Below are 25,963 nucleotides of genomic sequence, written 5' to 3'. Positions count from 1 at the left end.
CGCCTGCATGTCGGCGTCGCTGGTCTTCGCGAAGTGCGTGTAGGGGAAGGCGGGATAGAGCTGCCGCCCGTCGCGATGCAGGCCGTCGCGCATCGCGCGCTCGAACGCGGGATAGGACCAGGCGCCGATGCCGGTCTCGACGTCAGGTGTGATGTTGGTCGCGTAGATCGTGCCGAACGGCGTCTGCAACGGACGGCCGCCGGCATTGAGCGCACCGCCGAGACTGGTGTGGCACTCCGCGCAATTACCGAGCGCAGCGAGCATCTCTCCGCGCGCGATGGTCGCGGCGGAGTAAACCGAGGCATCGGGACGTGCGATCGGCGCGATGGACCGGCCAGGCAGGAGGGCAGCACCGATTCCAATTGCGGCGGTGCAGACGGCTGCAATCGCCGCGACGATGCCGGCGCGTTTGGCGAAGGGATTGTCCCAGATGCGGGATGGTTGCGGGGCAGGAGCGGGCAGCGCCTGCGGCGTCGCCACGGCCTCGCCGTGTAGCCCTTTCAGGATCCGCTCGGGCGTGAACGGCGGCTCGCGAAAGCGCACGCCGGTGGCGTCGAAGATCGCGTTGGCGATCGCCGCTGCGCTCGGCACCGAGGCGGATTCGCCGACGCCGAGCGGCGGCTGATCCTGACGCGGCAGCATCAGCACGTCGATCTTGGGCACGTCCGGGAAGGGGATGATCGGATAGGCGCCCCATTCGCGCGCCGCGACTGCTCCGCGTTCGAACGAGACCTCCTCCATCAGCGCGCGGCTGGTGGATTGAATGACGTTGCCGTGGATCTGGTGGCGTACGCCGTCCGGATTGATCATCAGGCCGGAGTCTTGTCCCGCGACGACGCGCGTCACGCTGACATCGCCGGTTGACTTGTTCACGGCGACGTCAGCGATCCAGGCCGACCACGCTGCGCCATAGCCGGGGAACTTGCTATGAACGTAGAGCGCGTAGGCAAAGCCGCGCCCGTGCACAATGTCGCCGTCCTTCTCCTCCCGCACGGGACGCGGCTTCCAGCCGGCGCGTTCGGCGACCGCATTGACGAGATCGACGGCGCGCTGGTCCTTCAGGTAGCGCAGGCGATACTCGATCGGGTCGACGCCAGCGTCGGTCGCAGCCTCGTCGATGTAGGACTCATGCGCAAAAGTGTTCGGCAGCGCCGAGACGCCGCGCATCCAGGAGGCGCGCACGATCGGCGGCATGTCGTGGGCGACGACACGCATGTTGTCATAATCATACGGCGGGATCGCGGTACGGTCGCCCATCTGGAGCACGGCCGGGTCGGGCGAGATCCGACCCGTCAGCAGCAGCGCCAGCGTCGGCGCGGCATTCGAGGGATAGCGCGTGGCGAGATCGTAGGCGGCGATGCCGCCATTGGCATCGAGTCCGCCATTGACGTCGATGAGCTGTGCGGTGCCCTTGGGTTCCCAGGCGTGCTCCTGCTCGCGCGTCAATTGCACGCGCACGGGACGGCCGACGGCGCGCGACAGCAACAGGGCATCAGCAGTGACGTCGTCGGCACAGTTGCGGCCGTAGCAACCCGCGGCTTCCAGCCGGATGACCTCGATCTCGCTCTCGGGACGCTCGACCAGCAGCGCAAGGTCGGCGCGCAAAACGTGCGGGTTCTGTGTGCCCGACCAGACGCGGATGTTGCCGTCCTGGAAGTCAGCGACGGCGCAGGAGGGACCGATCGAGGCGTGCATCTGATAAGGCCAGACGTAGGTGCGCTGCATCGGCTTGGCCGCGCTCGATATCGCCGCGTCGACATCCCCCTTGTCGATCAGCGTGCGCGGGGTCGATGGATTGGCGCGCAGTGCAGTCTCGATATCGGCAAGATCGGTGAGAGAGGGCGTGGGCTTCCAGCTCACCGCGAGCTGCTCCGCCGCGCGGATCGCATCCTCCTCGCGCTCGGCGACCACGCCGACGAAGTCGCCGATCCGGACCACGGCTTTGATGCCGGGAATGTCGCGCACGGAGGATTCATCGACGGCAATGAGGCTGGTGCCGACGAACGGACCGGCATCGACGCCGGCATAGGGCGGCCGTACTACGCGGCCGTGCAGCATGCCGGGGATGCGGATATCGTGCACGAAAGTGAGCTCGCCCGTGGCCTTGGCGGGCAGGTCGACGCGCGGCACCGATTGTCCGACGATGGCGTAATCGCCGACCGGTTTCATGGCGATGTCGTCAGCGAGTTCGAGGCGAATGGTCTCGCCGCCGATCAGCTCGCCATAGCTGACGCTGCGATTGTCGTGCCCGCGCACGAGGCCGTCCTCGATCCTGAGGTCGGTCTCCGGCAGCTCCAGCCGTTCAGCCGCGCGCGCGATCAGGAACTGTCGCGCTTGCGCTGCGGCCTTGCGCAGAGGCACGGCAGTGATCTGGATGGTCTCGCTCGCGATGGTCGCGCCCTGGTTCGGCACCAAGGCGGTATCGCCGAGCACGATGACGACGCGGGCAAAGGACACGTCCAGCTCTTCGGCGACGATCTGGCCGAGCGCGGTGCGGATGCCGGTGCCAAGATCGACATGGCCGTTATAGGCCGTGACCAAACCATCCGCTGTGATGCGGATGAAGGACTCCGATGTGACCTCGTCCACGGTGCGGACGACGACGAGCGAACCGGATGGCCGCTCAGCTCCATTCGGGATCGGGGTGGCCATCAATCAGTGGCCTCGATGACCTGGCCGGATGCGCGCATCACCGCGCGCAGGATCTCCACATGCGTGCCGCAGCGGCAGAGATTGTAGCGCAAGGCCGCAAGCGCCTCCTGTTCGGTCGGTCGCGGATTGATCGCGAGCAGCGCCTTGGTGGTCATGATCATCCCGTTGAGGCAATAGCCGCATTGCGCGGCCTGCTCGTCGATGAAGGCCTGCTGCACCACGTCCGGTCTGTCGCGGCTGCCGAGGCCTTCGAGCGTCACGATGTCGCGGCCGGCGCAGCCACTGATGGGAATCACGCAGGAGCGCGCGGCCGCACCGTCGATCAGGACAGTACAGGTGCCGCATTCACCTAAGCCGCAACCATATTTCGGGCCGTTGAGCGCGAGGTCGTTGCGCAGCACATAGAGCAGCGGCGTCTGTGGCGCTGCAGTGACCTCGTGAATCCCGCCGTTGACGGTGAGGCGCATCGGTGCGTGCGTCATTCTCGTTCCCAAGCCCGCGGGCCAAGTGCTGTCAAATCTACATGCTCGCAAAATCGATGTCGCGACGATACCGTTTGTACACAAACGTGCAAGCCGTGCATGCCGCACTGCAGCGCGACTGCCTTGTTTGTGGACAGAGCGGATAGGCAATTGAGGTTTTATGCGGCAGCCGCATCTTTTGCGCCGCACCGCCGCTTGACAGCATCCGGGACCGCGCGCAACATCGTTCGTATACGAATGATAACCGCGGTGTCCGCTGGCTCTGACATGGTGATGGAAACAACGAGCGCTGTCATCGACAAGATCCGCTGCGATGCCTGTCCGGTGATGTGCTACATCAAGCCGGGCGCGGCGGGCGCCTGCGACCGCTATGCCAACCACGACGGCAAGCTCGTTCGCGTCGATCCGCACGTGATCCTGGAGCGCACCGTCTCGCATGGCGGCAAGCTCGTCCCGTTCAACCGCACCGAAGACTGGGACGGCAAGATCGTCCACGAGCCTTCGACCTTCGTCACCGCGATCGGCGCGGGCACGACCTATCCCGACTACAAGCCGGCGCCGTTCATCGTCTCCGCGGAGGTCGACGGCGTCGACATGGTGACCGTCGTCACGGAGGGCATCTTCTCCTATTGCGGCATCAAGGTGAAGATCGACACCGACCGCTATCTCGGTCCGGAGACTGCGACCGTCCGCGCGCAGGGTGAGGCGGTTGGCCACGTCACGACCAGCGAATACGGCTCGCAGATGCTGTCGCTCGGCGGCGTGCATCATCTCACTGGCGGCTCCAAGAAGGAGGGCCGCGTCACCTGTGACACGCTGATGGATCTCGCCAATTGCAAGGCCGTGGAGCTGACCATCGACGGCGGCGCGAGCGTAGTGGTGCAGGCCGGCCAGCCGCCGATCGTCAACGGCGTGAAGGAAGAGCGCATGCGGGTCGGCTGCGGCTCGGCGACGATCGGCATGTTCGCCAAGCAATGGCACGGCAAGGTCGACGAGGTCGTCGTGGTCGACGACCACATCACCGGCGTGCTCAGTGAGCATCAGGCCGGCAAGCTGCTCGACATCGCCGATACCGGCATCAAGATGAAGGGCCGGCGTTCGACCCCAGGCCGCTATTTCCAGGTCGCCGACCCCGGCACGGGATGGGGCGGCACCAACATCTCCGATCCGCTCGCCATCCTCGGGCCGTTCGATGCCAAGGAGGCAAAGCCGGGTTTGACCATGCTGATGGTCTCAACCACCGGCGAGCATTCGTCTTATTACGTGCTCGACGAGGCCTTGAAGCCGGTCGAAACCGAGATGCCTGCCGACCTGAAATCCTCGGTCGACCGCATCCAGGAGAATTGCGAGCCGGCGCTGTGCACGGTGCTGTTCATGGCCGGCGCCGGCGGCTCCTTGCGCGCAGGCGTCACCGACAATCCGGTGCGGCTGACGCGTTCGGTGAAGGACGCGCTGACGCGCGTCACCAGCGGCGGCGCCCCAGTCTATGTCTGGCCGGGCGGCGGCATCACCTACATGGTCGATGTGACGCAGATGCCGGCCGGCGCGTTCGGCTATGTTCCGACGCCGGCGCTGGTCGCGCCCATCGAGTTCACGATGAAACTGACGGATTATGCAGCGCTTGGCGGGCACATGGATTACGTGAAGCCGCTCGCCGAGGTGCAGGCCGGAGACGACATCCGCCAGCTGCCCTGGCAGAACCCCATTCCGGGACCGCGGGCATGACCAGGCTCCCGCAAATCGCATTGCTGTCTGATGGCCGGCGGCTGCATTTGCAGGATGGTCCGATCGATCTGGTCGTGGAGGCGAGGGGAGCAGCAGGCGAAGTGCGTGCGGCCTATGAGGCCGCGGCGCGGCGGTTCACCGGGTTGCTCGACGAGCTCTGCGCGGAATTGCCGGAGCTGCGGGCGGCCGCCGGGCAGCGGTCGTTGCTGAAGGGCATTGTGGCGCGGCGGATGCACGCCGCGGTCGCGCCTTATGGAGGCGATTGCTTCATCACGCCGATGGCTGCAGTTGCCGGCAGCGTCGCCGAGGAGATCCTTGGCGCGATGCTCGACGCCGCGACGCTCGATCGGGCCTATGTCAATAATGGCGGCGACATCGCGCTTCATCTTGGCAACGGTGAGCATTTCTCGGTCGGTCTGATGGACCGGCCGGATCGCTTCGGCGTGATGCGGACGATGCGGGTGGATTCCGGTGATCCCGTGGGGGGTGTTGCGACCAGCGGACGTCACGGCCGCAGCTTTTCGCTCGGCATTGCCGACGCGGTGACTGTGCTGGCGGCGACGGCGTCGCAAGCCGATGCGGCGGCCACGATCATCGCCAATGCCGTGGATCTGCCGGGGCACAAGGCCATCATCCGCGCGCCTGCCAACGAGATTCAGCCCGACAGCGATCTCGGCACGCGCCTCGTCACCCGCGATGTCGGCGCGTTGTCGCACGACGAGATCGCAGCAGCGCTGGAATATGGCGCGGAATGTGCACGGCAAGTGTTCGATCGCGGATTGATCGAAGGTGCCGTGTTGCAGCTTTGTGGTGATATGCTCGTCATCGGACCTAAGGATATAGAAGAGCAACGAACGCGCCTACTTGTGCTGGAGAACGCGGTCGATGCCTGAACGGGGAAGCGAAACATGAACGCGATCATCCGCAAGATCGTCACCGTCGTCGAAGAGACGCAGATGGAGATGGGCCGCCAGGTCTCGCCACCGACCCGGCGCGCCGCGGCGATCGCCGTGATCGAGAATCCCTTCGCTGGAAAATATGTCGAAGACCTTTCGCCGTTGATCGCCATCGGCGAGGAGCTCGGCGAGCTGTTGTCGAAGCGCGCGGTGACCGCGCTTGGCATCGACGGTGCCAAGGCGCAGAGCTACGGCAAGGCCGCGGCCGTCGGCGAAAACGGCGAATTGGAACATGCTGCGGCGATCCTGCACCCGAAGATGGGAGCGCCGGTGCGCAAGGTCCTGAGCAAGGGGGCGGCGTTGATCCCGTCGTCGAAGAAGCGCAGCGGTCCAGGTACGACGCTCGACATCCCGCTGGGTCACAAGGACGCAGCTTTCGTCCGCAGCCATTTCGACGGCATGGAGGTACAGATCAACGACGCGCCGCGTGCCAACGAGATCATGGTCGCGGTCGCCGTCACCGACAGTGGCCGTCCATTGCCGCGAGTCGGCGGGCTCACGGTTGCGGAGATCAAGGGTGAAGACGGTTTGAGATGACACGATCCGGAGAGCCGGGCACAGGTTCTCCCCGGTCGTGCGCGAAAGACATTAGGCGTTCAAAACTGGAGGTTGGGATGCGAGCAGGAAATATTTTCGTCGGCGCGGCCTTCGCGCTTCTGGCGGGCGGCATGGCTCATTCGGCCCTGGCGCAGGACATCAAGATCGGCGAGATCAACAGCTATTCGCTGCTGCCGGCCTTCACCGAGCCTTACCGTAAGGGCTGGCAACTCGCCGTCGAGGAGGTCAACGCGGCTGGCGGCATCAACGGCAAGAAGCTCGTCGTCATCTCCAAGGACGACGGCGGCAAGCCGGCGGATGCGCAGACCGCGGCCAACGAGCTCGTCTCGAGCGAAGGCGTGGCGATGCTCGCGGGCACGTTCCTGTCGAATATCGGCCTCGCCGTCAGCGACTTCGCCAACCAGAAGAAGGTGTTCTTCCTGGCGGCCGAGCCGCTGACGGACGCGATCACCTGGTCCAAGGGCAACAAATACACCTTCCGCCTGCGCCCCTCCAACTACATGCAGGCGGCGATGCTGGTGGAAGCCGCCAGCAAGCTGCCCGCAAAGCGCTGGGCAACGATCGCGCCGAACTACGAATACGGCCAGTCGGCGGTCGCGGTGTTCAAGAAGCTGATGTCGGAGAAGCGTCCTGATATCCAGTGGGTCGACGAGCAATGGCCGCCGCAGGGCAAGATCGACGCGGGTCCGGTGGTGCAGGCGGTTGCCGCCGCCAATCCGGAAGCGATCCTCAACGTCACCTTCGGCGCCGACCTCGTCAAGCTCGTGCGCGAGGGCAATACCCGCGGCCTGTTTAAGGGACGCGAGGTGGTTTCGTTCCTGACCGGCGAGCCCGAGTATCTCGATCCGCTCAAGGACGAGACGCCCGAGGGTTGGATCGTCACCGGCTATCCCTGGTACTCGATCAAGACGCCCGAGCATGACGCGTTCCTGAAGGCGTATCAGGCCAAGTTCAACGACTACCCGCGCCTGGGCTCGATCGTCGGCTACCAGACCATCAAGTCGGCGGCCGCGATCCTGACCAAGGCCGGCTCGACCGATCCGGAGAAGCTGATCGCAGCGGCCGAGGGCCTGTCGATGCCGTCGCCTTTCGGCGAGATCACCTTCCGCAAGATCGATCACCAGTCGACGCTCGGTGCCTATGTCGGCAAGACCGCGCTGAAGGACGGCAAGGGCGTAATGGTGGACTCCAGCTACAAGAAGGGCGCCGACTATCTGCCCAGCGACGCCGAAGTCGCCAAGCTGCGCCCGAAGGACTGATCTTCGCTGCCGTAGGGTGGGTTAGCCGAAGGCGTAACCCACCCCTTCGGTACCACACGAGAAAAGATGGTGGGTTACGCCGAGCAGATGCGCTCAGCGCATCTGCAGGGCTAACCCACCCTACGACTTCACCCAACCCGGACCGCCGATGGCCTTTTATGTCGTACAGTTTCTGACCGGTCTCGCCAGCGCAGCGTCGCTGTTTCTGGTGGCGTCGGGCCTGTCGATCATCTTCGGCGTGACGCGGATCGTGAATTTCGCGCATGGCGCCTTCTACATGGTCGGCGCCTATATCGCCTTCACGCTGACCGAGCGGCTTTCGGGCGCGTTCGGCTTCTGGGGCGGGATCGTGGTGGCCGCGTTGGTGGTGGCGCTGATCGGCGTCATCGTCGAGATGGTGCTGCTGCGCCGTATCTATCATGCGCCCGAACTGTTCCAGCTGCTCGCGACCTTTGGTTTGACGTTGATGGTTGAGGACCTCGTCGTGCTGATCTGGGGACCAGACGATCTCGTCGGTCGCCGGGCGCCAGGCTTCAGGGGCGCGATCGATTTCTTCGGCCAGAATATCCCGAGCTATGACCTGTTCCTGATCCTGCTCGGCCCGGTCGTGCTCGGCATTCTCTGGCTGCTGTTCCAGCGCACGCGCTGGGGCGTGCTGGTGCGCGCGGCGACGCAGGACCGCGACATGGTGGCTGCGCTCGGCGTCAATCAAAAGTGGCTCTTCACATCAGTGTTCGCCGTCGGCGTCTTTCTTGCCGCCCTCGGCGGTGCGCTCCAGATCCCGCGTGATGCCGTGCATCACGCCATGGACCTGCGCATCATCGTCGAAGTTTTCGTCGTGGTCGTGATCGGCGGCCTCGGCAGCATCGTCGGCGCGTTTGTCGCTGCGGTGCTGGTCTCCGAGCTCAATGCCTTCGGCATCCTGATCTTCCCGAAGATCTCCATCATCCTGGTCTTCCTGGTGATGGCCGTGGTGCTGATCGTCCGTCCCTGGGGCCTGTTCGGCAAGCCGGAGGCGCCAGCGCGCAAGACGCCGGGCCTCACGGTCAATCCCTGGCGGCCGCTGACGTCGAACGAGCGCATGGCGGCGCTTGCGGCGCTCGTCGTCGCGGCGACGCTGCCGCTGTTCGCCGGCAATTATCTGCTGACCGTCGGCTCGGAGATCGCGATCTTCGTGATCTTCGCGGTCAGCCTGCATTTCCTGATGTCGGTCGGCGGGCTCGCCTCGTTCGGTCACGCCGCCTATTTCGGGCTCGGCGCCTACGGTATCGCCTTCCTCGCCAAGATGGCGGGGCTGCCGATGATCGTGTGCCTCTTGCTCGGTCCGCTGCTCGGCTGTCTGGGCGCGGCTGTGTTCGGCTTCTTCGCGGTGCAGCTCTCTGGCGTCTATTTCGCGATGCTGACGCTGGCGTTCGCGCAGATCGTGTGGTCGATCGCATTCCAGTGGGTGGACGTCACCGGCGGCGACAACGGCATTCTCGGCCTCTGGCCGTCGAGCTGGGCGGCGAGCCCGTCGCATTTCTACTGGCTGTCGCTCGGTGTTGCTGCTTTGGTGACCGTCGCGCTGCGGGCGATGGTGTTCTCGCCCTTTGGCTATGCGCTGCGGGCCACACGCGACTCGCTGCTGCGCAGCGAAGCGGTCGGCATCGATGCCAAGCGCATCCAGTGGACCGCCTTCGTGATCGCGGGCACGACCGCAGGCATCGGCGGGGCACTGTTCGCTTATCTCAAGGGCAGCGTCTTCCCCGATAATCTCGGCATCTCGCTCTCGGTCGACGCGCTGGTCATGGTGCTGCTCGGCGGCGTCGAGACGGTCTCGGGCGCGGTGATCGGCGCCATCGTCTACAAGGCCTTGAACATCTGGCTGGTCAGCCAGACCGATCTGTCGAAGCTCGTGCTCGGCGGTTTCATCATGCTGATCGTCGTCGTCTTCCCGAAGGGCATCGTCGGCACGCTGGAGATGCTGGTGCAGCGCCGCAGGAAGCCGTCATCGCCGCCGGGATCTCCCTTGCTTGCCAAGCCGATCGAGTCTGCCGAATGAGTGTTGCACCTCCACTTCTTGCGGTCGAAGGCCTGACCAAATCCTATGGCGGCATCCATGCCGTGCGCGGCGTCTCGTTCTCGCTGCGTGCCGGCGAGATCCTGGCGCTGATAGGCCCGAACGGCGCCGGCAAGAGCACCTGTTTCGACATGCTCAACGGCCAGAACAAGCCGGATTCCGGCCATGTCCGTCTGCTCGGCGAAGAAATCACGGGCAGGAAACCGCGCGAGGTCTGGCGGCTCGGCGTCGGGCGCACGTTTCAGATCACCGCTACGTTCTCGACCATGACCGTGCGCGAGAACGTGCAGGTCGCGCTGATCTCGTACGGGAGGCAGTTGTTCAATCCGTTCGGCTCGGCGCCCAAGTTCGACCGTGGCGAGGCCGGCCGTCTGCTCGAACTGGTCGGCATGGGCGGCTACGCCGACCGTCCCTGCGGCGAGCTCGCCTATGGCGATCTCAAGCGGCTCGAGCTTGCGGTCGCGCTCGCCAACCAGCCCAAGCTGCTGCTGATGGACGAGCCGACCGCGGGCATGGCGCCGCGCGAGCGCGTCGACCTGATGCGGCTGACCGCGAGCATCGCGCGCGAAAAATCGCTCGGCGTGCTCTTTACCGAGCACGACATGGACGTGGTGTTCGAGCATGCCGACCGTATCATCGTGCTCAATCGCGGCGCGCTGATCGCCGAGGGCTCGCCGGCCGAGGTCCGCGGCAATCCGCAGGTGCAGGCAGTCTATCTCGGCGAAGGCCTCGTCTACGATGCCCGCCACCGCGAGGGAGCATCGATGTGAAGCTGACGGTGCAAGACCTCAACAGCCACTACGGTCCGGCGCATATCCTGTTCGACATTGGCTTCGAGGTGGGCGAGGGCGAGGTGGTGGCGCTGCTCGGACGCAACGGCGCCGGCAAGTCGACGACGTTCCGCTCGATCGTCGGCCTCGTCGCCCAGCGCACCGGCCGCATCATGTTCGAGGGCAAGGACGTCTCGTCGAAGCCGACACACGAGATCGTCCGCGACGGTCTCGGCTATGTGCCGGAGGAGCGGCGCATCTTCACGGATTTGTCCGTCGAGGAAAATCTCGAAGTCGGCCGTCAGCCCAAACGTCCCAACGCGCCGCATTGGACGCGCGAGAAGCTGTTCACGTTGTTTCCAAACCTGGGTGAGATGAAGAACCGTCCGGGTGGGCGCATGAGCGGCGGCGAGCAGCAGATGCTGACCATCGCACGCACGCTGATGGGAAATCCGTCGCTGGTGCTGCTGGACGAGCCTTCGGAAGGATTGTCGCCCAAGATCGTGGAGCAGATGGTCGACGCCATCCTGGCCATGAAGAAGGAGGGCGTCAGCATCGTCGTCTCCGAGCAGAATCTTCACTTCGCGCGGCTGATCTCGGATCGCGCCTACATCATCGAGCGCGGCCGCATTTGCTTCGGCGGCACCATGGCCGAGCTCGACGCGCGTCCGGACATCCGCGACGCGCATCTGTCGTTGTGAGGCAAGGCGAAGGGGCTGCGAACGGATGGCGAGAAGCGTCACGGCCAAGAAGAGCGTCAAACCGGCAAAACCGCCTTACGTTCTCGACGAACAGGTTGGCTTCATCCTGCGGCAGGTCTGGCAGCGCCACAGCTCGATCTTCTCCCGCGACATCGGCACGAACCTCACGCCGACACAATGGGCGGCGCTGTCGAAGCTCGCCGAGACCGGAGCGTGCTCGCAGAACCAGCTCGGCCGTCTCACGGCGATGGACGTCGCGACCATCAAGGGCGTGATCGACCGCCTGACTGCGCGCGGCCTGACCGAAACCAGCCAGGATCCCGGGGATGGGCGTCGCTTGCTGGTCAGCCTGACGCGCGCCGGTCAGCAGCTTGCCGAGAAGCTGGCGCCGAACGCGCTCGCGGTCACACGGGAGACGCTGGCGCCGCTCGACGCGAAAGAGCGCGAGATGCTTATGACGCTATTGAACAAGCTGCGGTAGCGAAGACGGAAGATCAGGTCTTGCCCGGCCATTTGGCCCGGTAACGGATTTCGCTGCCGTCGTTGAGACGTCGCCATGTTCCGAATTCCGGCGTATGCGGCGCGCGAGCCGTCAGGTCGATCGGATAGATCCGGCTCGGCTGTCCCTGAACGTTCACGGCGAGCTGCCGGTGCGAGGTTCGAAACGCAAGTTCGACTTCGCCTGCGATGACAGGCTGGTCGCCGTCGCGATAGAAGGCGGCCGGGGTCACTTCGCCGGGCATGCTGTTGAGGTCGGTCTGCAATTCGATCGTTATGCCCTGCGCTGCTGTCGGCACCGTTACCCCCGCCGGGAAGCGGACCTCGAACACGAGCAGGGGATTGGCGCCGTTCCGGTTGAGCCAGGGAGTCGCGGTCGCATAGGCATACGCAATGTAAATGCCGATACCTGCAACGCAGAGCAGGGCGACGACACCAAGAGACTTCAGGCTGTTGCGCGCGACGCTGCTACTGCTTGCGTCTGTGCCCGAACGCGCTACCAATTTGCTAGCGAGCACTGCGCCGCCGATTGCGCCCATCGGAGAATAAATCAACACCGCCAGCAGGCCCGACGTGATCGGGTCGGCGCGGTTGCCCAATTCGAGAAGGGAGAACACCAAGAAGATCGCGATATAACCCGCCACCGCACCGGCAGCGCCGACGGCAATTCGCGACGAACTCTTCATGATCTCCTCGGAGCTTCGAAAAAGGCGGCCCTCACAAGGGCTGTCCACATTTGACGCAGCAGCGGGAGATTCGTTCAACGTCTTCGGGGGCCTATGCGGAGCGCGGCGCGCTCCGGCAGCGTCACTTCGCGACCACCTCCGGCACCTTGCCGGCCGGCGGCGTGTTGCGGCTGCGCTGGGTGCGTACGATGCCGTCGATGATGGTCATGCCGATGCCGGGGAGGTCGCCGAGCTGGACGCTCTCCAGGATGTTCTTGCCCGGCGAGTGCTGCGCCTTGTCCATGATGACGAAGTCGGCGGAACGGCCGACCTCGATCAGGCCGCAATCGAGCTGGCGCATCCGGGCGGTGTTGCCGGTGGCAAGGCAGAAGGCGATCTCGGCCGGCAACTCGCCGAGCGAGGACAGCATCGAGACCATGCGCAGGATGCCGAGCGGCTGCACGCCGGACCCGGCGGGCGCGTCGGTGCCGAGGATGACGCGATGCAGGTCGCCCATCTCGCGTGCGATCCGCAGCGTGTACAGCGCCGAGCGCTCATTGCCGTTGTGAACGATCTCGAGCCCCCGCTTGCAGCCCTCGCAGATGCAGCGGATCTGGTCGTCGGGGAGGGCGGTGTGGCCGCCATTGATGTGCCCGACCACGTCGGTGTCGGCCTCCAGCACCACGTCCTTGTCGATCAGGCCGGAGCCGGGGATCGAGGGGCCGCCGGTGTGGATGGTGCTCTGGATGCCGTATTTGCGCGCCCACCCGACCATCTTCCGCGCGGTCGGGCCGTCCTTGACGCCGCCAAGGCCGACTTCGCCGAGTAGCTTGACGCCGGCTGCCGCCAGCTCCTTGAAATCCTCCTCGACCATCTCGCATTCGATCACCGGCGCGCCGGCGTGAACCTTCACGCCGCCGGGGCGCAGATTCCAGAACGCGCGCTGGGCGAAGATCGCCATGGCTTTCAGCCCGACGACGTCGCGAGGGCGGCCGGGCATGTGAACCTCGCCGGCGGAAATCATGGTAGTGACGCCACCATGCAGATTGCTGTCGATCCAGCCGATCTGGTTCTGGCGCGGTGTCCAGTCGCCCGCGACAGGGTGGACATGGCTGTCGATCAGGCCCGGCGCGACCGTGGTGCCGTTGGCCTCGACGATGGTGGTGGCACCTTCCGTGTTGAGATCCTTGTAGCGGCCGATGGCGGTGATCTTGCCGTTCTCGGCGACGATGGTGTCGCCATCCAGGATCGGCTTTTCCAGGGCGCCGGACAGGATCAGGCCGATATTCCGGATCACCAGCTTCGAGGGTCCGGTGGCCTGGGGTGCGTCATGCGCCATGGAGAGGGCTCCTTATTCATAGCTGCAACGCTTCCGATCTTGGGCAGCCTTGACCGCGGGATCAAGCCGGATTATTCATTAGTATACGAATGATCGTGTACAAACGACGCATAGCTGCCCGCCTCGGAACCGCATTGGAAGCGACAGGGAAGGTGTGATGAGCAATTTCAATCAGGAAAGCGTTTTGAGTGTCCACCATTGGACCGACACGCTGTTCTCCTTCAAGACCACCCGCAGCCCGACCTTCCGTTTCCGCAACGGCGAGTTCACCATGATCGGGCTCAAGGTCGGCGAGAAGCCGCTGCTGCGGGCCTACAGCGTCGCCAGCGCCAATTATGAGGACACGCTGGAGTTCTTCTCGATCAAGGTGCCTGACGGCCCGCTGACCTCGCGCCTCCAGCATCTGAAGGAAGGCGACGAGATCATCGTCAGCCGCAAGGCCACCGGCACGCTGGTGATCGACAATCTGGAAGAGGGCCGCAACCTTTACCTGATCGGCACCGGCACGGGTCTTGCGCCCTTCCTGAGCGTGATCAAGGACCCCGAGACCTACGAGCGCTTCGAGAAGGTCGTGCTGCTGCACGGCTGCCGCCAAGTGAAGGAGCTCGCCTATGGCGAGATGATCACCGAGCATCTGCCGAAGGACGAACTGCTCGGCGCGTACATCCAGAACCAGCTGATCTATTACCCGACCGTGACGCGCGATCCCTTCCGCAACCGCGGCCGCATCACCGACCTCATCACCTCAGGCAAGCTGTTCGCCGACATCGGTCTGCCGGCGCTGGAAGCTGCGCACGACCGCGTCATGATCTGCGGCAGCCCGGCCCTGGTCGCGGACACGCGCGTGCTGCTGGGCGAGCGCGGCTTCGTCGAGGGCAATCATGGCGAGCCGGCCCAGTTCGTGGTCGAAAAGGCCTTTGCCGAGCGCTGAACGCGCAATTCTTGCCCAATAAGACCGTATTTTCGCCGCCCGCCGCCCGTTGCGGCGCCGATTCGGCGCTTGATACACTGTGGGAGCGAATCAGCGGAGTTCCCACATGGTTGCGGACAGCGACAGCAACATCGCCTGGCACCGGGTCCAGTTGAAGAAGAACCGCGCCGAGTTGAAGGCGCTGGAGACTGCGCGCTTCACGATGGGCGAGATCGCCTCATCGAAGCGGACCGGGCAGACGCAGAAGACCATCGCGGAACTCAAGCGCAAGATCGCGCAGTCCGAACGCGTCATCGCCGATCACGATAAGCGCACGCGCCGACCGCTCGCGACCGACCTGCAAAGCCTCAGCAATGGCAGCTGGGGCCATTGGGACGCTTACACGCAGCAGCAGCGCAAGTCCGGCCAGCGCTCTCCGGGGCGTGGATAGGCGCCCCTGTCGAAGCGCTCGCTCCTCTTGCGCCGGCGGCGCCGCCCGCCATCTGGTTGAGACGCCGCCAACCATCCCGGTGATGCCATGACAGTGCGCCTCGATTTCACCAGCGAGGCCTTCTTTCGCGATCCGCCCAAGACGATCGCGACGCTGCGCATGTCAGGCCCCGTGGTCGCGACGCGATTTCCGCTCATCGGCGATGTCTGGATCACGACGACCCATGACGCCACCGCACAGGTCCTGAAGGACGGCGCGACCTTCACGCTACGCAAGGAGGATGGCGACGTCGCCGGCCTGCGCTGGTGGATGCCGAGATACGTCAGGACCATCGCCAACAACATGCTGACGATGGACGAGCCTGACCATACCAGGCTGCGCAGCATCGTGGACGAGGCCTTTCGTCGGCGCGCCATCGTCGCGATGGAGCCGCGCATCCGCGCGATCGCCGACGGCCTTGCCGACGAGCTGTTCGCGAACGGAAGCCCGGCAGACCTCGTCCAGAGCTACGCCCGCATCCTGCCGCTGGCGGTGATCTCCGAGCTTTTGGGCCTGCCGCTGGCCGACCGTCCGCGATTCATCGCCTGGGGCAACTCGATGTCGTCGCTGACCAATGTGGTCAGCTTCTTCCGCCTGCTGTTCGCGTTCCGCAAGATGCGCGCCTATCTCGAAAGGCAGTTGCAGCTCGCGCGTGAACGGGGCGGTGAGGGGCTGATCGCAGAGCTGGTCCAGGTCGAGCGCGAGGGCGGGCAGATCACGCCGGACGAGATGGTCTCGATGGTGTTTCTGCTGCTCGCGGCCGGCTCGGAGACGACCACGCATCTCATCAGCGGCTCGGCTTACGAGCTGCTCAGGAATCCGGGCCTGCGCGATTGGCTCGAGAAGGACTGGAGCCGCGTCGACCTCGCCGTCGAGGAGTTCCTGCGCTTCGTCTCACCGGTGCAATTCTCCAAGCCGCGCTATGTGCGGCGGGATGTCGAGGTCGAAGGCGTGCGCCTGAAGAAGGGCGATCGCGTCATGGTGATGCTCGCGGCGGCGAACATGGATCCGGCGATGCATGATCGCCCGGAGAGGCTCGATCTCGAACGCAAGCCGAACCGCCACATGACGTTCGGAACGGGAATTCATTTTTGCCTCGGCCATCAGCTCGCGCGCATCGAGGCGGCCTGCGCGCTGGAAGCGCTGTTCGTGCGGTGGCCGAAGCTTGGTCTGGCCGTCGATCCCGCCGAGGTCCATTGGCGCAGGCGGCCCGGCCTGCGCGCGATCGCAAAGCTTCCCGTCGCGGCCGAGGGCCATGGAACACAGGCGATTGGGCGCAGTGAAGCCGGCATTGATCGTTCCCTCACCGCGGCGAGCTAAGATCGACGTCTCTTCGGAAAATATTCGCGAGGCCTGATCGATCAGGAACGGTGTGCCGTCCGTCCTGTTGTCACTGGCACATCGATGCGACGGGTTCCACAACTCTCGATGTCGCAGATCGATGTCTTAACGGGAGACGAGATCATGACCAGCAAGATGCCACCTGTCCCGCCGGACAATCAAAGCCGCAAGGGAACTGGCGACAGCAAGCCGATGTCCGCTGATCAGACACCGCACGGCCAGCAGCGTGCGCAGAATCCGGACCAGCAAGGACAGCAGGGCAACATCAAGCAGAACACGACCAATCAAGGCTATCAGCAGGATCGCTGAGGAGGGACGTGATGTCGACATCCACAAAGACACCCAACAGCATTCGTCAGGGCGGGCCCGGTGCTTCGCATGAGAATGCGAAGGCGCCGCTGGAGGTGAAGAAGCCGCCGGCCGACAATCCGCAGCGCAGCCACAGCCGCGTCTCCGGCGGCGGAGGCGAGCACGATTCCCACCATGCGCACGATGAGGCGGGCAAGGGCGGTGGCAGGTGACGATTGGAGATCCGAATGCAAGGCAAGAAGACACACGAGCAGCAGGTTCGCATCCTCGAGCGTAAGCCTGATGTTCCGGACGCGCGCGAGCTCGAGCAGGCCATCGGTCGCAATCCCGGCGAAGCCGCCGTCCATCGCGGCCGCCCCGAGGCCCGGCAGAGCGAATTCCCGGTGAGCCGCGGCGGCCTCAATCAAGAGAGCGATCACAACAAGCACAACGATCCCGGCCAGCACGGCCACAAGCCGCCGAAACCGACGCCGGCGCAACAGAAGCACTAAGAGAGATCATCGCAAGAGAGGAGAAACCGATGCCAGGTGGGCATGGGAGCAAGACGCACTTCAGATCGGGCATGCACGGCAAGGGTGACGGCACCGGCGCAATGACCGACGTGCCGAAGGACATGATCGGAGACAATGTGGTCTTGTCCAACCGCGATAAGAAACAGCACTCGGACATCCGCGGCATGGACGGCAAGTCCATCCAGACCGAACAATATCAGGACCACGCAGCGAACCGGCTCGACGACAAGCCGCACACTGACGAGACCTGAGAAAGCTTTCCTCCCGACCAACTGCGGACCGGTGTTCAGCCGGTCCGCTTTTTCGTGGCCGCAAGATCGTGTTCCCAGCCGAACACGGAGCGGCCGTCGAGATCAGGCGAGGCGGCACGCTCGCCGGCGATGTAGGTCTGGACCGACGGCCCTTGCGCAGTCCGCTCCAGCCGTCGTGCCTGATCGTCGAGCCGCTTGATCGCCTGCATCTCTTCGTCGCGCCCGAGCTTGGCGTTCTGGATCGCGTCCTTGAGCACGCGAATGGTCTCGTCATAGACCTTGATCGGAACGGGGTAGGGATGCCGGTCCTTGCCGCCATGGGCCAGCGAGAAGCGCGCGGGATCCTTGAAGCGATAGGGCGCGCCGTGCACGACCTCGGCGACCATCGCCAGCGAGCGCACGGTGCGGGCGCCGACCCCGGGCGTCAGCAGTAGTTCCGGAAAGTCGACAGGGCCGCGCTCGGCCGCGGCAGCCAGCGTGCCGTGCAGGCGACGCGCGAATACATCCTTGGGCCGCACGTCGTGATGGGCGGGCATGATCAGGTGCGGGAGCATGGCTTGTGCCGGCTCGGTTCCGGTCAGCCTTTCGAACTCCGAGACGATGCGATCGGGGCCAAGATCACTCAGCAGCTCGAGCTGCGCGGAACGCGAGACGTCGGCGCGATGATCGGTGAGGTTGACGATCTCGCCTTGCTGCTGGCCGTCGATCGCGCTGTGCGGTGCATCGACGAAGCTCTTCAGCGCCTCGGAATGCCAGTGATAGCGGCGGGCCTGCCGCTTGTCGCCGTTCATGCCCTGCTGCACCACCGTCCACTTGCCGTCGGCCGTGACGAAGAAGCCGTGTAGGTAGAGATCAAAACCGTCCTGCACCGCGGCGCTGTCCACCTTCGCCACCAGCCGGCTGGCGCGGGTCAATCTTGCGCCGTCGAAGCCGACGCGGTCGCCGAGCTGCAACAGCTCGTCCGGCGTCTTGCGCGAATGCTGTCCGCGTCCGCCGCAAACATAGATGCCGAGCTCGTCCTGGAGCGGCCCGAGGCCACGCTTCAACGCGCCAATCACGGAGGTGGTGATCCCGGATGAGTGCCAGTCCATTCCCATCACGGCGCCGAACGATTGGAACCAGAACGGATGTGACAGGCGCTGCAGAAACGCGTCGCGGCCGTGTTGATGAACAATCGCCTGCGTGACGATCGCACCGAGCGAGGCCATGCGGCTCGCAAGCCAGGGTGGAACCCGGCCGGTATGGAGTGGAAGATCGGCGCTGCCGGTACGTCGAGTCATGAGCACCGTAAACTAGCGCATTTCCGCAACTGTTGCATCAGGGGAATGCTGCATTGCACTGGACGGGGGAGCCAAGCTGACCCGGCAGACGTTGAGCGGACTACCCGAATGCACTGATGGGGACAGCAATGACTTGGCAGGCCCTCATGGCCGACATCGACGGGATGTTCGGCTGGATACCATCTTGGTTCGTCGGCCTCAGCCTGGTTGCCGGGGCGATCCTGCTGGCCCTTGCCTTTTACCGCTTCGCCGCTTGGCTGCTCAATCACGCCTTCGGAACGCGTCTTCCACTCTTAAGCGTGTTCATCGACAGGACCGCCGGTCCGGCCCAACTCGCGCTCTGCCTCGCCGCCGTCGCGCTGGTGCTGCCGCTCGCGCCGCTAAGTGACGCATTTCGCACGCCGCTGACGAGCCTTTTCGTGGTCGCATTCATCGCGTTGATCGGCTGGATATCGATCCGGATCGTCGACATGAGCGCGGCGCGCTATCTCCAGAACTTTCGCGACGTCACCGAGAATTTCGTGGCGCGCAAGCACGTGACGCAAGTCCGGGTGTTCAAGCGTGTCACCGACACCATCATCGTCATCATCACGGTGTCCACCGCGCTGATGACGTTCGACTCGGTCAAGCAATATGGAGTCAGCCTGTTCGCCTCGGCCGGCGCCGCCGGTATCATCGTCGGTCTCGCCGCACGGCCGCTGCTCAGCAACCTGATCGCGGGCTTGCAAATCGCGATCACCCAGCCGATCCGCATCGAGGATGCCGTGATCATCGAGAACGAGTGGGGGTGGATCGAGGACATCGCTGCGACCTATGTCGTGATCCGGCTCTGGGACTGGCGCCGCATGGTGGTGCCGCTGTCCTACTTCATCGAAAAGCCATTCCAGAACTGGACCCGCGATACGGCCTCCCTGATCGGTGTCATCGCGCTCCACGTCGATTACCGCGCCGACGTGGCGCGCATCCGTCGTTGGCTCGAAGGCGCCGTGAAGGAATCGAAGCTGTGGGATGGCGAGGTGGTCAATCTTCAGGTGATCGACGCGGATGCGCGCACCATCGAGCTGCGCGCGCTGGTCAGCGCGCGCAGTGCGCCGCAATCCTGGGACCTGCGCTGCGAGATGCGGGAGAAGCTGATCGCCTTCATCCGAGACGAGATGCCGGAGGCACTGCCGCGTGAGCGGGCGATCCTGATCCCGTCGGGAGATGATGCTGCCGATCTCCCGCGGCGGTCCGCCCCGCCTGAGAAAATGCGGGCGAGCGCACATTGAACAGCGCGGGCCGGGCTCGCTAGTTGAGCGCCGGTCTTTGCGCGCCACGGAGCCTCACTGCGCGCGAATGTTGGCTGCCTTCAGCACGGGCTCCCACTTCGTCGCTTCGGCGCGCATAAAGGCGTCGAAATCCTTGGACGAAGAGCCGAGCGGCGTTGCGCCGATCTTGCCGAGCGTCGACAGCACGTTTGAGTCTTGCAGCGCCGCCTTCAAATCGGTTTCGAGCTTCGCCACGATCTCCGGCGGCATTTTCGCCGGGCCAAGCACACCCCACCACACCGAGACGTCATAGCCGGGCACACCCGCTTCCGCGACGGTCGGCACATTCGGCAGCGCCTTGGAGCGCTCGGCCGAGGTCACCGCGAGCGCGCGCACCGGGCCGCCTTCGAGCTGGCCGATGGCTTCGGCGAGCGGGTTGATGCTGAGCGGAATCTCGCCGGCGATCACCGCCGTTAGCGCCGGCGCACCGCCCTTGTAGGGAATCGCGACGATCTTGGTGCCGGACATGTGTTTGAGCAGCTCACCGGCCAGATGCGCCGAGGTGCCGTTGCCGGACATGCCGTAGGAGAGCTTGTCCGGCTCCTTCTTCGCCGCAGCCAGAAGGTCGCCGAGTGTCTTATAGGGACTGTCCTTGGCCACGACGATCGCCAGCGGCGAGGAGGCGCCTTCGGTGATGGCGGTGAAATCCTTGAAGGTATCGTAGGGCACGCTCGGATAGATGAACTGGTTGAGCGGATGGCCGCTGGCGACCAGGATCAGCGTGTAGCCGTCGGGCGCGGCCTGCGTCAGCGCCTGCGAGGCGACGATTCCCCCGGCGCCGGGTCGGTTGTCGACCACCGGCTGCTGGCCCCAGGTCTTGGCCAGTGCCTGACCCAGCGTGCGCGCGAGCACATCGACGGCTCCGCCGGCGGCATAGGGGACCAGAATATGGACCGGCTTGCTCGGATAATTGTCCGCGGCCTGCGAAGCGTTGCCCGCCAGCAGCAGGCCGGCACCCAGCATCAAACCGATTGTCTTGTTCAAACCCAGCATTCCCAGCACTCCTTAAGGGCATTCGCGCGCCTGCCGGTCGATGTCCCGGCCGTTCCGACGCCAGCAGTTCTTGTTGACGAGACCTGATCTTTTGTACGATAGTACAAATCACATGGTACGCAAGCCCACCAGCAAGGAAACGGCCCGCAAGCCGAACATGCGCGAGGCGATCCTCGCCGCGGCCGAGGAGCTGTTCGCCACCAACGGATTCAACGCCGTCTCGGTGCGCGACATCGCGCACGCCGCCGGCGCAAATCCCGGCAGCGTGACCTATCATTTCAAGACCAAGGACGGCCTGCTGCTGGAGATCTACCGGCGCCATTGCGGGCCGATGAATTTGCGCCGTTCCGAGCTGCTCGCAGCCGCAAGGCGCGTGCGCGACCTGCAGGACCGGCTGGAAGCGGTGGTGCGCGCCTATGTGGTGCCGGCCTTCACCTCGGGCAGCGATCTTGCCGGCGGCGGGGCGCGCTTCACGCGGCTGCGCGCCGTGATGTCGGCGGAAGGCAATGAGGTCGTGCGAAAGATCATCGCGCAGACATTTGACGACACCAGCCATGCCTTCATCGATGCGATCCACGAGAGCTTGCCGCATATCCCGCGCACCGACATCGTCTGGCGCAGTCACTTTCTGCTCGGCGCGCTCTATTATTCGCTGGTGACGCCGGAGCGCGTCTCGCGCCTGTCGCGCGGCGAGGCTGATGGCGGCGACGCCGCCAATGCCATCGAACAGTTGGTGCAGGCCACCGTTGCCGCGTTCCAGGCGCCGGCGCTGGATCAGGCCGCCCCGGCGCGGCGGCGGCCGGTGATCGGCAGCAAGTCTTAAGAGCAAGCGGCTCGCTTCGGCGGTTCACTGATGACGATGATGTACACGCCGACCATTTTGCCGCCCGACCCAAATACGCGCACGCCGAAATTCAGGCTGCCGAAGCTGGCGTGTGACGCGCATTGCCACATCTTCGGGCCCGGCGCGAAATACCCTTACGCACCGGACCGCTCCTACACGCCGCCGGACGCGCCGCTGGAGGATTTCCGAACGCTGCATGCCAAGCTCGGCGTCGAGCGGGCCGTCATCGTGAATGCCAGCGTGCATGGCACCGACAACACGGTGGCGCTGGACGCCATCGCGCAGAGCAATGGCGCCTATCGCGCGGTCGCCAATATCGACGACACCATCACCGAGCGCGGGCTCCGCCTGTTGCACGAGGGCGGCTTCCGCGGCTGCCGCTTCAATTTCGTCCGCCATCTCGGCGGTGTCCCCGATAAGCGCGTGTTCGACCGCGTCATCGCCATGGTCGCGCCGCTCGGCTGGCATATCGACCTGCATTTCGACGCGGTCGACTTGCCCGACTATGCTGACATGCTGGCCAAGCTGCCGCTGAGCTACACCATCGACCACATGGGCCGGGTGAAGGCGTCCGAGGGTCTCGACCAGCTTCCATTCAGGATCCTCATCGAGCTGATGCAGCGCGACAAGAAATGCTGGGTCAAGATCTGCGGCGCGGAGCGCGTCTCCTCTGCCGGGCCGCCGTTCATGGACGCAGTGCCGTTCGCGCGCAAGATCGTCGAGACCGCGCCGGATCGCGTCATCTGGGGCACGGATTGGCCGCATCCCAACGTCAAGGTGATGCCGAATGACGGCGACCTCGTCGATTTGATTCCGCTGTTCGCGCCGGAGCCGGAGTTCCAGCAGAAGATCCTGGTCGACAATCCCGCGCGCTTGTTCGGGTTTGAAGCGTAGCAGCCTCCTTGCCGAGGAGCCGCAGGGGACGCCGGCCAATACATACGAACGAAGGGAGTAACCCATGAAAACAGGTCTCGTGATCACCGCCCATCCCGGCGATTTCGTCTGGCGCGCCGGTGGCGCCATCGCACTGCATGCGAAGAAGGGCTATCGCATGAAGATCGTCTGCCTGTCGTTCGGCGAGCGTGGCGAAAGCCAGTTCGCCTGGAAGGAAAAGGGCGCCACGCTGGAATCGGTCAAGGCCGGCCGCAAGGACGAGGCCGAGCGGGCCGCGAAACTGCTCGGTGCCGAGATCGAGTTCTTCGATTGCGGCGACTATCCGTTGAAGCTCACCGAGGCGCATTTCGACCGCATGGTCGACATCTATCGCGAGCTCAATCCAAGCTTCGTGCTGACACACGCGTTGGAAGACCCCTATAATTTCGACCACCCGAACGCGGCGCATTTCGCGCAGGAGACGCGCGTGGTCGCGCAAGCCATGGGCCATAAGCCCGGCGCGCAGTATAAATATTCGGCGCCGCCGGTATTCCTGTTCGAGCCGCACCAGCCCGAGCAGTGCAATTACAAGCCGGACCTGCTCCTCAAGATCGACGAGGTCTGGAAGGAGAAATACGAGGCGTTCCAGATCCTCGCTGCACAGAAGCATTTGTGGGGCTATTACGAACGCGTCGCGCTCAACCGCGGTATCCAGGGCAGCCGCAACACCGGCGTGCCCATGACCTATGGTGAGGCCTATCAGCGCCTGTTCCCGACCGTTGCGGAGGAGCTCGCATGAAGCCGGTCGTCGTTCGCAACATCAGGCGTGCCGATCCCGCCGGCATGGCGGAGTACGGCGTCTCCACCGTGCATGAAGCCTATGGTCGTATCGGCCTGATGAAGCCGTATCTGCGCCCGGTGTGGTCGGGCGCCTCGATTGCCGGGCCCGCCGTGACCGTGCTGGCGCAACCCGGCGACAATTGGATGATCCATGTCGCGGTGGAGCAGTGCAGGGAAGGTGACATCCTCGTCGTCGGCTGCACCACCGACAACACCGACGGCATGTTCGGCGAATTGCTCGCGACGTCGCTGCAGGCGCGCGGCGTGCAGGGGCTGATCATCGATGCCGGCTGCCGCGACGTCAAAGCGCTGCATGAGATGAAGTTTCCGGTGTGGTCGCGCGCGGTGTCGGCCAAGGGCACGGTGAAGGCCACGCTCGGATCGGTGAACGTCCCCGTGGTCTGCGCCGGCGTCAACGTCGAGCCAGGTGACATCGTCGTGGCCGATGATGACGGCGTCGTCGTGGTGCCGAAGCGCCATGCGGCCGAGGTCGCCGAGAAGGCGAAGAAGCGCAACGCGGATGAGGGCGGCAAGCGCACGCGCCTCGCCTCGGGCAAACTCGGCCTCGACATGTACGGCATGCGCGAGGCGCTGGCGAAGGCCGGGCTGGTCTATGTCGACAATCCCGAGGATGTCTGAAGACAAGCGGAGCGGGCGGATGGATCGTCTCAAGCTGAAGGCCGTGCTCGGCAGTCATCCCCATGTCAAGGCGGTGAAGGGCGGCGAGCTTCGCTCCGACCTTTTCGACCTCGACTTCGTCGAGTACACGCCGACCAACACCGCGTTCAAGCCGATGGTGCGCGAACAGGCGTTCGACGTCTGCGAGATGGCAATCGTCACCTATCTGATGGCGAAAGCGCATGGCAAGCCGCTGGTGCTGCTGCCGGCGACCATGCTCGGCCGCTTCCAGCACGCTTATGCGCTCACCAATCCGGCGCACGGGGCGCTCGGGCCGTCCGACCTCGAGGGTAAGCGCGTCGGCATCCGCTCCTTCACGACCACCACGGGGGCATGGATCAGGGGCATCCTCGCCAATGACTACGGCGTCGATCTCGACAAGATCCGGTGGATCACGTTCGAGGATCCGCATGTCGCCGAATATGTCGACACCACCGAGCGCGCGCCGAAGGGCAAGAAGATTTTGCAGATGCTGCTTGACGGCGAGCTCGACGCCGTCCTCGGCGAGACCTCTGATAGTCCGAAGCTGAAGCCGCTCTTCCCTGATCCGGCTGCAGAGGCTGCCAAATGGTACGCCCGGCGCGGCGTCGTGCCGGTCAATCATCTCGTAGTCGTGACCGAGAAGCTTGCAAGATCGCGCCCCGACGTGGTCGCCGGCGTCTATGATCTGCTCAAGCGGAACAAGGATCAGGCGGCGCCAGCGGTCTCGCCGGACTTCATTCCGTTCGGGGTCGAAGCCAACAGGAAGCCGCTCGAGCTGATCGTCGACTACGCGTTCCAGCAGGCGCTGATCCCGCGCCGCTACGCGGTGGAGGAGCTCTTCGACGAGACCACACGAGGATTGAACTGATGGCAGGTGATCCCAGGCGCTGGCAGATCGGGCTGGTCGGTTACGGCGAAGTCGGCCGGATCCTGGCCGAGGATTTGCGCCAGCAGGACGTCAAGGTCTCAGCTTACGACATCAAGCTCGACGGCGAGCAGGGCGGTTCCCTGAAGGAGCACGCGGCGAAATTCGGTGTGGCACTCGCGGCATCTCATGCCGAGTTGGCCGCACAATCCGATTTCATCATCTCCGCGGTCACGGCAAGCCAGGCCGTGCCGGTGGCAAAGGCCTGCGCGGCTGCAATCAATCAGGGCACCTGGTTCCTGGATTTCAATTCGGCCTCACCGGGCGCCAAGCAGCGCGCCGCCGCGCTGATCGACGGCGCTGCCGGGCGTTATGTCGAGGGTGCGGTGATGACCTCGGTGCCGCCTTATCGCATCAAGGTGCCGCTGCTGCTCGGCGGCCCCGGCGCGCGAGAGCTCGAGCCGCTTCTGAATGCGATCGGCTTTGCGGCGAAGGTTGCCAGCGACAAGCTCGGCGTCTCCTCCGCGGTGAAGATGTCCCGCAGCATCATGATCAAGGGCCTGGAAGCCATGGTCATCGAGAGCTTCACCACCGCGCGCGCCTATGGTGTCGAGGATGCCATGCTGGCCTCGCTCGCGGAAACGTTTCCCGGCATCGATTGGGAGAAGCAGGGCGCCTATTGCTTCCAGCGCGTGATCGAGCACGGCCGCCGCCGCGCCGAGGAGGTGCGCGAGGTCGCTGAGACCGTGCGCGAGGCGGGGCTGACGCCGTGGTCCGCGCAAGGCACGGCCGAGCGGCAGGCATGGGTGGCGGATCTCGCCGAT

At 64.8% G+C, this 25,963-nt stretch carries 28 protein-coding genes; 22 read left to right on the top strand and 6 right to left on the bottom strand.

The window, feature by feature from the left end:
• Together SE91_RS18355 and SE91_RS18350 are read right to left on the bottom strand one after the other, a co-directional pair.
• Positions 1–2,652 (bottom strand): xanthine dehydrogenase family protein molybdopterin-binding subunit (locus SE91_RS18355; RefSeq protein ID WP_061848586.1); only part of this gene is annotated, 2,652 nt, incomplete at its 3' end.
• A complete protein-coding gene (locus tag SE91_RS18350) occupies positions 2,652–3,134 on the bottom strand; it encodes a (2Fe-2S)-binding protein (RefSeq protein ID WP_061848585.1) in 483 nt (160 codons plus the stop codon). The genes SE91_RS18355 and SE91_RS18350, both read right to left, overlap by 1 nt.
• Positions 3,135–3,401: 267 nt before the next feature.
• On the opposite strand from SE91_RS18350, the gene SE91_RS18345 reads away from it, so the two are divergent.
• The 8 genes from SE91_RS18345 (at position 3,402) to SE91_RS18310 (ending at position 11,643) form a co-directional block, all read left to right on the top strand.
• On the top strand, positions 3,402–4,859 hold the full coding sequence (locus SE91_RS18345; RefSeq protein ID WP_008552650.1) for a hypothetical protein: 1,458 nt from the start codon (positions 3,402–3,404) through the stop codon (positions 4,857–4,859).
• A complete protein-coding gene (locus SE91_RS18340) occupies positions 4,856–5,752 on the top strand; it encodes a UPF0280 family protein (RefSeq protein WP_061848584.1) in 897 nt (298 codons plus the stop codon). Before SE91_RS18345 ends, SE91_RS18340 begins: the two co-directional genes overlap by 4 nt.
• 15 nt (positions 5,753–5,767) lie before the next feature.
• Entirely contained in the window at positions 5,768–6,352 is a 585-nt protein-coding gene (locus SE91_RS18335; protein WP_008552647.1) for an amino acid synthesis family protein, read from the top strand.
• A 77-nt stretch (positions 6,353–6,429) separates the two neighbouring features.
• Positions 6,430–7,632, top strand: a complete 1,203-nt coding sequence (locus SE91_RS18330) for an ABC transporter substrate-binding protein (protein ID WP_008552646.1) — start codon at positions 6,430–6,432, stop codon at positions 7,630–7,632.
• A 148-nt stretch (positions 7,633–7,780) separates the two neighbouring features.
• Complete coding sequence (locus SE91_RS18325) at positions 7,781–9,673, top strand: ABC transporter permease (RefSeq protein ID WP_061848583.1); 1,893 nt, start codon at positions 7,781–7,783, stop codon at positions 9,671–9,673.
• A complete protein-coding gene (locus SE91_RS18320) occupies positions 9,670–10,461 on the top strand; it encodes an ABC transporter ATP-binding protein (protein ID WP_061848582.1) in 792 nt (263 codons plus the stop codon). Before SE91_RS18325 ends, SE91_RS18320 begins: the two co-directional genes overlap by 4 nt.
• Positions 10,458–11,162 carry an ABC transporter ATP-binding protein gene (locus SE91_RS18315; protein WP_061848581.1) on the top strand — a complete coding sequence of 235 codons (705 nt, stop codon included), beginning with the start codon at positions 10,458–10,460 and terminating at the stop codon, positions 11,160–11,162. The genes SE91_RS18320 and SE91_RS18315 overlap by 4 nt, the downstream gene beginning before the upstream one ends.
• Before the next feature lie 25 nt (positions 11,163–11,187).
• The gene (locus tag SE91_RS18310) at positions 11,188–11,643 is read left to right on the top strand and encodes a MarR family winged helix-turn-helix transcriptional regulator (protein ID WP_061848580.1); all 456 of its coding nucleotides are present in this window, start codon (positions 11,188–11,190) and stop codon (positions 11,641–11,643) included.
• A gap of 13 nt (positions 11,644–11,656) precedes the next feature.
• On the opposite strand, the gene SE91_RS18305 is transcribed toward SE91_RS18310, so the two are convergent.
• Together SE91_RS18305 and SE91_RS18300 are read right to left on the bottom strand one after the other, a co-directional pair.
• Positions 11,657–12,346 (bottom strand): hypothetical protein, encoded by a 690-nt coding sequence (locus SE91_RS18305; RefSeq protein ID WP_061848579.1) that lies wholly within the window; start codon positions 12,344–12,346, stop codon positions 11,657–11,659.
• A gap of 121 nt (positions 12,347–12,467) precedes the next feature.
• The gene (locus tag SE91_RS18300) at positions 12,468–13,664 is read right to left on the bottom strand and encodes an amidohydrolase family protein (protein ID WP_061848578.1); all 1,197 of its coding nucleotides are present in this window, start codon (positions 13,662–13,664) and stop codon (positions 12,468–12,470) included.
• Between the two features lie 157 nt (positions 13,665–13,821).
• Between SE91_RS18300 and SE91_RS18295 the strand changes: the two genes are divergently transcribed.
• From SE91_RS18295 to SE91_RS18265, 7 genes are all read left to right on the top strand, one after another.
• Positions 13,822–14,595: a ferredoxin--NADP reductase gene (locus SE91_RS18295; RefSeq protein ID WP_061848577.1), complete on the top strand. Its 774-nt coding sequence runs from the start codon at positions 13,822–13,824 to the stop codon at positions 14,593–14,595.
• A gap of 106 nt (positions 14,596–14,701) precedes the next feature.
• Positions 14,702–15,025 (top strand): hypothetical protein, encoded by a 324-nt coding sequence (locus SE91_RS18290; RefSeq protein WP_060735762.1) that lies wholly within the window; start codon positions 14,702–14,704, stop codon positions 15,023–15,025.
• 87 nt (positions 15,026–15,112) lie between these two features.
• Positions 15,113–16,384 (top strand): cytochrome P450, encoded by a 1,272-nt coding sequence (locus tag SE91_RS18285; protein ID WP_061848576.1) that lies wholly within the window; start codon positions 15,113–15,115, stop codon positions 16,382–16,384.
• Between the two features lie 144 nt (positions 16,385–16,528).
• Positions 16,529–16,714 (top strand): hypothetical protein, encoded by a 186-nt coding sequence (locus SE91_RS18280; protein ID WP_060737678.1) that lies wholly within the window; start codon positions 16,529–16,531, stop codon positions 16,712–16,714.
• An 11-nt stretch (positions 16,715–16,725) separates the two neighbouring features.
• Positions 16,726–16,926: a hypothetical protein gene (locus tag SE91_RS18275; RefSeq protein WP_060735764.1), complete on the top strand. Its 201-nt coding sequence runs from the start codon at positions 16,726–16,728 to the stop codon at positions 16,924–16,926.
• A gap of 15 nt (positions 16,927–16,941) precedes the next feature.
• The gene (locus tag SE91_RS18270) at positions 16,942–17,205 is read left to right on the top strand and encodes a hypothetical protein (RefSeq protein ID WP_060735765.1); all 264 of its coding nucleotides are present in this window, start codon (positions 16,942–16,944) and stop codon (positions 17,203–17,205) included.
• A gap of 29 nt (positions 17,206–17,234) precedes the next feature.
• Complete coding sequence (locus SE91_RS18265) at positions 17,235–17,477, top strand: hypothetical protein (RefSeq protein WP_061848575.1); 243 nt, start codon at positions 17,235–17,237, stop codon at positions 17,475–17,477.
• Between the two features lie 35 nt (positions 17,478–17,512).
• Here SE91_RS18265 and SE91_RS18260 read toward each other — a convergent pair whose 3' ends face one another.
• Positions 17,513–18,757: a DUF763 domain-containing protein gene (locus tag SE91_RS18260; protein WP_061848574.1), complete on the bottom strand. Its 1,245-nt coding sequence runs from the start codon at positions 18,755–18,757 to the stop codon at positions 17,513–17,515.
• A gap of 128 nt (positions 18,758–18,885) precedes the next feature.
• On the opposite strand from SE91_RS18260, the gene SE91_RS18255 reads away from it, so the two are divergent.
• The gene (locus SE91_RS18255; protein ID WP_061848573.1) at positions 18,886–20,025 is read left to right on the top strand and encodes a mechanosensitive ion channel family protein; all 1,140 of its coding nucleotides are present in this window, start codon (positions 18,886–18,888) and stop codon (positions 20,023–20,025) included.
• Positions 20,026–20,079: 54 nt separating this feature from the next.
• On the opposite strand, the gene SE91_RS18250 is transcribed toward SE91_RS18255, so the two are convergent.
• Positions 20,080–21,057 (bottom strand): tripartite tricarboxylate transporter substrate binding protein, encoded by a 978-nt coding sequence (locus SE91_RS18250; protein ID WP_061848572.1) that lies wholly within the window; start codon positions 21,055–21,057, stop codon positions 20,080–20,082.
• Between the two features lie 112 nt (positions 21,058–21,169).
• On the opposite strand from SE91_RS18250, the gene SE91_RS18245 reads away from it, so the two are divergent.
• The 6 genes from SE91_RS18245 to SE91_RS18220 form a co-directional block, all read left to right on the top strand.
• A complete protein-coding gene (locus SE91_RS18245) occupies positions 21,170–21,880 on the top strand; it encodes a TetR/AcrR family transcriptional regulator (RefSeq protein WP_061848571.1) in 711 nt (236 codons plus the stop codon).
• A gap of 30 nt (positions 21,881–21,910) precedes the next feature.
• The gene (locus tag SE91_RS18240; RefSeq protein WP_061848570.1) at positions 21,911–22,795 is read left to right on the top strand and encodes an amidohydrolase family protein; all 885 of its coding nucleotides are present in this window, start codon (positions 21,911–21,913) and stop codon (positions 22,793–22,795) included.
• A gap of 64 nt (positions 22,796–22,859) precedes the next feature.
• Complete coding sequence (locus SE91_RS18235) at positions 22,860–23,573, top strand: PIG-L deacetylase family protein (RefSeq protein ID WP_008552603.1); 714 nt, start codon at positions 22,860–22,862, stop codon at positions 23,571–23,573.
• Positions 23,570–24,253, top strand: coding sequence for a 4-carboxy-4-hydroxy-2-oxoadipate aldolase/oxaloacetate decarboxylase (locus SE91_RS18230; protein ID WP_061848569.1), 684 nt, complete (start codon positions 23,570–23,572; stop codon positions 24,251–24,253). The genes SE91_RS18235 and SE91_RS18230 overlap by 4 nt, the downstream gene beginning before the upstream one ends.
• A 19-nt stretch (positions 24,254–24,272) precedes the next feature.
• The gene (locus SE91_RS18225; RefSeq protein ID WP_061848568.1) at positions 24,273–25,142 is read left to right on the top strand and encodes a substrate-binding domain-containing protein; all 870 of its coding nucleotides are present in this window, start codon (positions 24,273–24,275) and stop codon (positions 25,140–25,142) included.
• A partial coding sequence (locus SE91_RS18220; protein ID WP_061848567.1) for an NAD(P)-dependent oxidoreductase occupies positions 25,142–25,963 on the top strand: 822 nt, incomplete at its 3' end. The genes SE91_RS18225 and SE91_RS18220, both read left to right, overlap by 1 nt.

It is taken from the genome of Bradyrhizobium sp. DOA1, from assembly GCF_001593325.1.
Taxonomy (GTDB): domain Bacteria; phylum Pseudomonadota; class Alphaproteobacteria; order Rhizobiales; family Xanthobacteraceae; genus Bradyrhizobium.
Note: the sequence above shows the minus strand (reverse complement) of the source record. Positions and strands in the feature narration are given on the sequence as shown.

Bases quoted from the DNA above. Each gene is read 5' to 3' on its own strand.
- SE91_RS18350 (WP_061848585.1), bottom strand. From the start codon at position 3,134: ATGACGCACGCACCGATGCGCCTCACCGTCAACGGCGGGATTCACGAG.
- SE91_RS18345 (WP_008552650.1), top strand. From the start codon at position 3,402: ATGGTGATGGAAACAACGAGCGCTGTCATCGACAAGATCCGCTGCGAT.
- SE91_RS18340 (WP_061848584.1), top strand. From the start codon at position 4,856: ATGACCAGGCTCCCGCAAATCGCATTGCTGTCTGATGGCCGGCGGCTG.
- SE91_RS18335 (WP_008552647.1), top strand. From the start codon at position 5,768: ATGAACGCGATCATCCGCAAGATCGTCACCGTCGTCGAAGAGACGCAG.
- SE91_RS18330 (WP_008552646.1), top strand. From the start codon at position 6,430: ATGCGAGCAGGAAATATTTTCGTCGGCGCGGCCTTCGCGCTTCTGGCG.
- SE91_RS18325 (WP_061848583.1), top strand. From the start codon at position 7,781: ATGGCCTTTTATGTCGTACAGTTTCTGACCGGTCTCGCCAGCGCAGCG.
- SE91_RS18320 (WP_061848582.1), top strand. From the start codon at position 9,670: ATGAGTGTTGCACCTCCACTTCTTGCGGTCGAAGGCCTGACCAAATCC.
- SE91_RS18310 (WP_061848580.1), top strand. From the start codon at position 11,188: ATGGCGAGAAGCGTCACGGCCAAGAAGAGCGTCAAACCGGCAAAACCG.
- SE91_RS18305 (WP_061848579.1), bottom strand. From the start codon at position 12,346: ATGAAGAGTTCGTCGCGAATTGCCGTCGGCGCTGCCGGTGCGGTGGCG.
- SE91_RS18300 (WP_061848578.1), bottom strand. From the start codon at position 13,664: ATGGCGCATGACGCACCCCAGGCCACCGGACCCTCGAAGCTGGTGATC.
- SE91_RS18295 (WP_061848577.1), top strand. From the start codon at position 13,822: ATGAGCAATTTCAATCAGGAAAGCGTTTTGAGTGTCCACCATTGGACC.
- SE91_RS18290 (WP_060735762.1), top strand. From the start codon at position 14,702: ATGGTTGCGGACAGCGACAGCAACATCGCCTGGCACCGGGTCCAGTTG.
- SE91_RS18285 (WP_061848576.1), top strand. From the start codon at position 15,113: ATGACAGTGCGCCTCGATTTCACCAGCGAGGCCTTCTTTCGCGATCCG.
- SE91_RS18280 (WP_060737678.1), top strand. From the start codon at position 16,529: ATGACCAGCAAGATGCCACCTGTCCCGCCGGACAATCAAAGCCGCAAG.
- SE91_RS18275 (WP_060735764.1), top strand. From the start codon at position 16,726: ATGTCGACATCCACAAAGACACCCAACAGCATTCGTCAGGGCGGGCCC.
- SE91_RS18270 (WP_060735765.1), top strand. From the start codon at position 16,942: ATGCAAGGCAAGAAGACACACGAGCAGCAGGTTCGCATCCTCGAGCGT.
- SE91_RS18265 (WP_061848575.1), top strand. From the start codon at position 17,235: ATGCCAGGTGGGCATGGGAGCAAGACGCACTTCAGATCGGGCATGCAC.
- SE91_RS18260 (WP_061848574.1), bottom strand. From the start codon at position 18,757: ATGACTCGACGTACCGGCAGCGCCGATCTTCCACTCCATACCGGCCGG.
- SE91_RS18255 (WP_061848573.1), top strand. From the start codon at position 18,886: ATGACTTGGCAGGCCCTCATGGCCGACATCGACGGGATGTTCGGCTGG.
- SE91_RS18250 (WP_061848572.1), bottom strand. From the start codon at position 21,057: ATGCTGGGTTTGAACAAGACAATCGGTTTGATGCTGGGTGCCGGCCTG.
- SE91_RS18245 (WP_061848571.1), top strand. From the start codon at position 21,170: ATGGTACGCAAGCCCACCAGCAAGGAAACGGCCCGCAAGCCGAACATG.
- SE91_RS18240 (WP_061848570.1), top strand. From the start codon at position 21,911: ATGACGATGATGTACACGCCGACCATTTTGCCGCCCGACCCAAATACG.
- SE91_RS18235 (WP_008552603.1), top strand. From the start codon at position 22,860: ATGAAAACAGGTCTCGTGATCACCGCCCATCCCGGCGATTTCGTCTGG.
- SE91_RS18230 (WP_061848569.1), top strand. From the start codon at position 23,570: ATGAAGCCGGTCGTCGTTCGCAACATCAGGCGTGCCGATCCCGCCGGC.
- SE91_RS18225 (WP_061848568.1), top strand. From the start codon at position 24,273: ATGGATCGTCTCAAGCTGAAGGCCGTGCTCGGCAGTCATCCCCATGTC.